Annotated in this window: 1 pseudogene; it reads right to left on the reverse strand. The window is 34.6% G+C overall.

The annotated features are described in order from the left end of the window. Window positions 1–601: 601 nt before the first annotated feature. Window positions 602–1256 (reverse strand): annotated as a pseudogene (locus tag NNO02_RS23235) (hypothetical protein); the annotation flags it as partial.

Here is a 1256-nt window from a genome sequence, read left to right on the forward strand (position 1 = left end):
GATCATATCACAGATGTTACGCTATATATGTAATGAGTTTATATGTCATTAGCTCAGAAAATGGGAATACAAAATTTAAAAAAAGTTAAGAACACCGAAAATTATTTGGTGAAGTGAGAAGTTCCTGACTGCGGTTCTTGGGATTGTTGATCTGAAACTGTGATGCAAAAATAAATTGAGTTCTACGAAGGTAAATTGTTGCCCTATCTAGAATCAACTAATGTCTCAGATCTGAGTGGGAGTTTTACTTTTTTCTCTGTAGCTGAAGAGCTTGCGACTAGGCCAACAAGGAAGACGTACAGCAGCGTTGAGCAAGCACTGAATAGCGTTCTGGGCTAGTTTCTAGATTTTGTTCGCTTGAGTTAAGGCTGCATGGTACTCAATCGCCTTGAAATTTTCTCATTTACTTAACTTAGGATTACTTAGTTGCAGTACCCATGAAAAAAACTAAGGGCTTACGTTTTCCCGCAAGCCCTTGAAATTTGGTGGCCCCTGCTGGACTTGAACCAGCGACCAAGCGATTATGAGAACGATGTACTATCTTTAAAAAACAGCAACTTGCAATAAAATCAAAAAGTTATAAAACGAATATTGTTGGATATTATTGAATATTTGAGTCCTGAGGGGGCGAAAAGGGGTCACTATTCTTGAAGTACTCGCCTAAGAAAGAAGGCCAATGCTGACGAATGTATGCTGCATTTTCAGGGAAGTCTTTACATGCGAAACTAAAAAGTACAGCTCTATACTCATGAGTAAGTTTTGTTTCAATTAAAAGTTTGTAAACTTCTCTATCATCATTATTTAACTTATTTAATAAATGTATAAGTTTAATGAGCAGCATAATTTCAGGTTCAAAAGAATGATACACATCTCTTACAGAGCTTTTGGCTATATCTTCAATTGATATTTTGCCTTTATTATTGCTCATCATCCTTGAAATTCTATCACATACCACTATTCCGAATGGATGCATTTTTGGATGTTCTTTTTTAAATAAAAAACTATCAGCTATAGAATCATGCAAGACGTTACTTAAGTCTTTGATTTGATTGTGGAGTTTGTCATTAATGCTAAATCGCATTAAATCATCATGATTATCATTAGATGAATTTATGCTTTTCAAAATAAATAAGATACTGATTAATGACATTAGAGGGCCAACTGTTCCCGATACATAGGAGCCAAAGTTTGACCAGTCACTTGTTTTTTGTGATATAGGCATAGTATGGAAATTAATAAAATAACTAATAAGAGAC

The organism is Citrobacter sp. Awk 2 (assembly GCF_028069815.1).
GTDB lineage: Bacteria > Pseudomonadota > Gammaproteobacteria > Enterobacterales > Enterobacteriaceae > Citrobacter.